Origin of the sequence: Pseudomonas sp. NPDC087639 (genome assembly GCF_044743385.1) — a bacterium.
Classification (GTDB): domain Bacteria; phylum Pseudomonadota; class Gammaproteobacteria; order Pseudomonadales; family Pseudomonadaceae; genus Aquipseudomonas.
Window position 1 is genome coordinate 9,911 of sequence record NZ_JBIUWI010000018.1, and the last position, 5,110, is coordinate 15,020.

5 protein-coding genes and 1 pseudogene are annotated in these 5,110 nt (G+C 59.3%); 4 read left to right on the plus strand and 2 right to left on the minus strand.

The window, feature by feature from the left end:
• The 4 genes from ACIOVB_RS10130 to ACIOVB_RS10145 all read left to right on the plus strand — a co-directional run.
• Nucleotides 1-163: DUF3015 family protein (locus ACIOVB_RS10130; protein WP_401267349.1), on the plus strand; the 163-nt coding region annotated here is incomplete at its 5' end.
• 95 nt (nucleotides 164-258) lie between these two features.
• Nucleotides 259-2,112 carry a DUF4105 domain-containing protein gene (locus ACIOVB_RS10135; protein ID WP_401267249.1) on the plus strand — a complete coding sequence of 618 codons (1,854 nt, stop codon included), beginning with the start codon at nucleotides 259-261 and terminating at the stop codon, nucleotides 2,110-2,112.
• Nucleotides 2,113-2,264: 152 nt separating this feature from the next.
• Nucleotides 2,265-2,621 (plus strand): hypothetical protein, encoded by a 357-nt coding sequence (locus ACIOVB_RS10140; RefSeq protein WP_187679192.1) that lies wholly within the window; start codon nucleotides 2,265-2,267, stop codon nucleotides 2,619-2,621.
• 71 nt (nucleotides 2,622-2,692) lie between these two features.
• The gene (locus ACIOVB_RS10145) at nucleotides 2,693-3,187 is read left to right on the plus strand and encodes a GreA/GreB family elongation factor (protein WP_401267251.1); all 495 of its coding nucleotides are present in this window, start codon (nucleotides 2,693-2,695) and stop codon (nucleotides 3,185-3,187) included.
• Here ACIOVB_RS10145 and gdhA read toward each other — a convergent pair.
• A complete protein-coding gene (gene gdhA, locus ACIOVB_RS10150; protein WP_401267254.1) occupies nucleotides 3,184-4,521 on the minus strand; it encodes an NADP-specific glutamate dehydrogenase in 1,338 nt (445 codons plus the stop codon). The genes ACIOVB_RS10145 and gdhA overlap by 4 nt on opposite strands.
• Nucleotides 4,522-4,870: 349 nt before the next feature.
• Nucleotides 4,871-5,110: pseudogene (locus tag ACIOVB_RS10155) on the minus strand (energy-dependent translational throttle protein EttA); the annotation flags it as partial.

The following is a 5,110-nucleotide window of genomic DNA, read 5'->3' on the forward strand; positions in this document are numbered from 1 at the left end:
GGGCGTGGCGCCGGACGACCGTGCGCACTTCGCTGCTGTCACTCACGAGCACTTCCAGCAGATCTTCAGCAAGGCTGACGTGACCGCTGAAGACGTGCATACCAACACCCTGTCCGTTCTGAAGTCAGACCCACGTCTGGCCAAGTACGCAACTCAGGCTTAAGCTCGACTCCGCCCGCTTCTTTCGGGAAGCGGGTTTTATTTTTTTGGCCCGTCCCTCTTTGGGTTTTTGTTTTTTTCCTGTTTAAGTTGCCGACTATGCTCAAACGCCTTGCCTGGCTGGCGCTCTGTGTCTGCGCCCCGCTGTCCGCCGCGCCAAACATCGACCCTCAACGTTTGCAGCAACTGGCCAACGACCGCTTCTGGATCTCCCTCGGTCATTACGAAACCGCCAAGCTCGGTGGCTGGCGCAGCTATGTCAGCGACAAGAAGTTCTTTCTGGCGCCCGACGGCAACGAACATCCCGACCATGAACTTGCCGCCACCGTTCAGGCACTGTATGCCCCGGCCAGCCTCGGCGAGCAACACGCACAATGCGTTTACCCGGCGCGCACGCGCTGGCTGAAAACGCAGCTCAACCTGACCGATCTGCCGGCACCTGCGTGCGCCGAGTACAAAAAGTGGTTCAAGGACGTATCGCCGCATAGCGCGGTGATGATCTTCCCGGCGGCTTATCTCAACAGCCCATCGTCGATGTTCGGCCACACGCTGCTGCGCATCGATCAGGCTGACGTGCAGGCAGACAAGACGTCGCTGCTCAGTTACGCGATCAACTTCGGTGCTTACATCGAAGGTTCAGACAACAGCATCCTTTACGCCTGGAAAGGTTTGATGGGTGGCTATCCCGGCCTGTTCGCACTGGTGCCGTATCAGGAAAAACTCTCCGAATACCGCAGTCTGGAAAACCGCGATCTGTGGGAATACCGACTCAATCTGACGCAAGAAGAAACCGCGCGCATGGTTGAACATGTGTGGGAGTTGAAGCAGATCCAGTTCGACTACTTCTTCTTCGATGAAAACTGCTCCTACCGCTTGCTCGAACTGCTGCAAGTGGCGCGGCCGAGCCTGCGCCTGACCGAACAATTCCCGCTGACCGCGATTCCTACCGACACGGTCAAAGCGGTGAAAGAAGCCGGGCTGGTCGAAAGCATCGAATACCGCCCCTCCCGCGAGCGTGAACTGCTCAGTCGCGCCGAACCGTTAAGCGATGAAGAACAACAGTGGGTGCTGAAAGTCAGCGCTGACCAGCAAGTTTTGCAAGACCCGACCTTCAAGGCCCTGCCCCGCGCCCGCCAAGCCTTGATCATCGACGCGGCGTATCGTCTGGAACGCTACCGCGCCAACGGCCAGGAACGCGACCCACAGCGGGCGCAGCGCAGTTTTGAACTGCTGCGGGCAATCAACAAAAATCCGGCGCCGGAGCTGGAAATCCCGCAACCGGGCTTGCCCGAAGATGGCCACGAATCAAGGACCTGGCAGGCCGGTCTCGGTACTCGAGGTGACCGCGCATTTGGCGAGTACGGCTTGCGCATGGCCTATCACGATCTCAACGACAACGCCGAAAGCTTCCCGCTGGGTGCGCAGATTGAAATCCTGCAGATGAAACTGCGCCAGTACGAAGGCAACCAGTGGCAATTCCAGCAACTGGATCTGGCGACCATTCGCTCGCTAACCCCTCGCAATGAGCTATTGCAGCCGCTGTCGTGGCAAGTCACCGGCGGTCTTGAGCGGGTGCCGGGCAAACACGATGACGAGACGCTGGTCAGCCACGTCAATGGCGGTGGTGGCGGTACGTGGGCGCTGGGCGACGATGTGCTGGGTTTTGCTCTCGGCACGGTGCGGGTGGAACACAACAATGACTTCGCCGAGTTTGTTTCCCCGGCGGGCGGTTTCAATACCGGCGTGCTGTGGAAAAACCCGCTCGGCAATCTCAGCCTGGAAGCCAAGGGCGATTACTTCTTCAATGGCGAAGTGCGCCGCAGCCTGAGTCTGAATCAGCAGTGGGAGTTGTCGCGCAACCTCGGCTTGCGCTTGAGTGCGCAGCGTGAGTTCAGTCATCTGGCCACGCCGGAGACTGAAGTGATGCTAGAAGTGAAGTGGTATCACTACTGAAAAGATCGCAGCCTGCGGCAGCTCCAGGGGAAATGCATTCCAACTGTAGGAGCTGCCGCAGGCTGCGATCTTTTGATCTTTCTTTCACACCCCATCAACGAATCCCCTTCTAGACTTCCCCCATAAGCCGAAAACCGGCGCGGGAGAGTGCGATGTGGCGGTGTGCGGGTTTGCTGGGCGTTTTGCTGGTGCTGAGCGGTTGCCAGACCACTCACGAAGATTTGATTGCCAAAGGTTATCCACCGGCCTTCGCCGACGGTTTCGATGACGGTTGTGTCAGCGGCCGCCAGGCGGCCGGTTCGATCAGCGGTGAATTCCGCAAGAACGTGCCGCGCTATCTCAAGGACAAGCAGTACGCCGAAGGCTGGACCGATGGCTTCCGCCAGTGTCAGGCAATGCTGGAAAACAAGGGTCGCGAAGAATATCGCAACGAACATTGGGACGAACGCGAACGCGCCTGGCAGCAACAGAAAGACCAGGACGCCGGGCGGGCTTATCGCTCGCAGTAGGTCGCTTCCAGACATCCAGTGAAACCAAATGCCCGCGACCATGGCCCAAACTCTATGAAGAGGAGGACACCATGAGTCGCGCTTTCGTCAACGAAGACAATGCCGCTGCGCAAGCCGATCAACCGGTCGAACGGCAGGTCAGCACACAGCCCAATTACGTCACCCCGCAAGGGCTGGCGCAGTTGCAGGCGAAAGTCGCCGAGCTGCAAGCCCTGCACGCCGAGCAATCGGCCAAGGGCGAACAGGCTGACAAACAGCGCCTGGCCGATCTTGAACGGGATCTGCGCTACTTCAACCAACGCCTGGGCAGCGCGCAGGTCGCCGTCGTCGCGACCTCCACCGACAAGGTGCAGATCGGCAGTTGGGTCACCTACGCCGACGAACACAGCACCGAACGCCGGGTGCAACTGGTGGGCGAAGATCAGGCCGACGCCGCCAAAGGCCTGATCAATTGGGGATCACCTTTAGGCCGCGCACTGCTCGGTGCCCGGCTCAACGACGAGGTGCTGTGGCAGCGCCCCGCCGGCGATCAAGTGATTGAAGTGATCCGCGTCGAACCGAGTTAAACCACACCCTGCGCCAGCATCGCATCGGCGACTTTGACGAAGCCTGCGATGTTCGCGCCTTTGACGTAGTTGATCCGCCCGTTCTCTTCGCCGTAATGCACGCAAGCGTGGTGGATCGACTGCATGATCGCGTGCAACTTGCTGTCCACCTCGCCCGCCGTCCACAGCAGACGCATGGCGTTCTGCGACATTTCCAGACCACTCACCGCCACGCCGCCGGCATTGGAGGCCTTGCCCGGCGCGAACAGAATGCCGGCCTCGATAAAGATATCCACAGCCTCCAGCGTGGTCGGCATGTTCGCGCCTTCGGCCACGCACACACAGCCATTGCGCAGCAGCGTGCGGGCGGCTTCGGCGTCGAGTTCGTTCTGCGTGGCGCAGGGCAGCGCGATGTCGCACGGCAGCGACCATGGATGCTGACCGGTACGGAATTCCAGACCGAATGCACTGGCCAATTCGCTGATCCGCCCGCGTTTGACGTTTTTCAGTTCCAGCAGCGCCGACCACTGTTCTTCGCTCAGGCCCGCTTCGCAATACAGCGTGCCTTCGGAGTCGGACAGGGAAATCACTTTGCCGCCCAGATCCATCACCTTGCGCGCCGCGTATTGCGCGACGTTGCCGGAACCGGAGATCGCCACGCGCTTGCCTTCGACGGTCTGCTCGCGACGCTTGAGCATTTCTTCGGCGAAGTACACACAGCCAAAACCGGTAGCTTCCGGGCGGATCAAACTGCCGCCGTAAGTCATGCCCTTGCCGGTCAGCACGCTGGTGAACTGGTTGCTCAGGCGTTTGTATTGGCCGAACAGAAAACCGATCTCCCGCGCGCCAACGCCGATGTCACCGGCCGGCACGTCGACGTCCGAGCCGATATGGCGGTACAACTCGCTCATGAACGCCTGGCAGAACCGCATGACTTCGGCGTCACTCTTGCCCTTCGGATCGAAGTCCGAACCGCCCTTGCCGCCGCCCATGGGCAGCGACGTGAGCGAGTTTTTGAAGGTCTGTTCGAAGGCGAGGAATTTCAGCACGCCCAGATTCACCGACGGATGAAAACGCAGGCCGCCCTTGTACGGGCCGATGGCGCTGTTCATCTGGACTCGGAAACCGCGATTGACCTGAACCTTGCCCTGATCGTCGACCCACGACACGCGAAACACTACCGCCCGTTCCGGCTCGCAGATGCGCTCCAGGATTCCCGAGGTCAGGTAACGCGAATTGGCTTCGAGAAACGGCCAGAGACTGCGCAGGACTTCTTCGACAGCCTGGTGGAATTCGGGTTGATCCGGGTCGCGTTTTTTCAGGCGCGCGAGGAAGGATTCGACGGATTCGATCATGGGAAAAGTCTCGGCAAATTTATTGTCGTTGGAGGAGATTGGGCCGGACTGTAACAAACGAATTGCACACAGGAACAGTTCAAAATGTCGCAGATATGAAATTAAATGGTGCACAGGATATAAATCAGAAGCCTTTTAAGGGCTTTTTTGCACCTGAATGGGGAGGCGAAATCCAAGTGATGCACCAACAGTAACACCGCCTTCGCGAGCAGGCTCGCTCCCACATTTGAAATGCATTTCCCTGTGGGAGCGAGCCTGCTCGCGAATGCCGCGACTCGGTCTCACTGGAGAAAAAAGGCAAAAAAAAACGGAGCCCGAAGGCTCCGCTTTTCATGCAACCAACCCGATATCAGGCCAGTTTCTTGTGACGTACCCGGTGTGGCTGGGCAGCCGCTTCGCCGAGGCGCTTTTTGCGGTCGGCTTCGTACTCGGTGTAGTTGCCTTCGAAGAAGATCGCCTGCGAGTCGTCTTCGTACGCCAGGATGTGGGTCGCGACGCGGTCAAGGAACCACCGATCGTGAGAGATCACAATGGCGGCGCCCGGGAAGTCCAGCAGGGCTTCTTCCAGGGACCGCCGGGGTTCAACGGC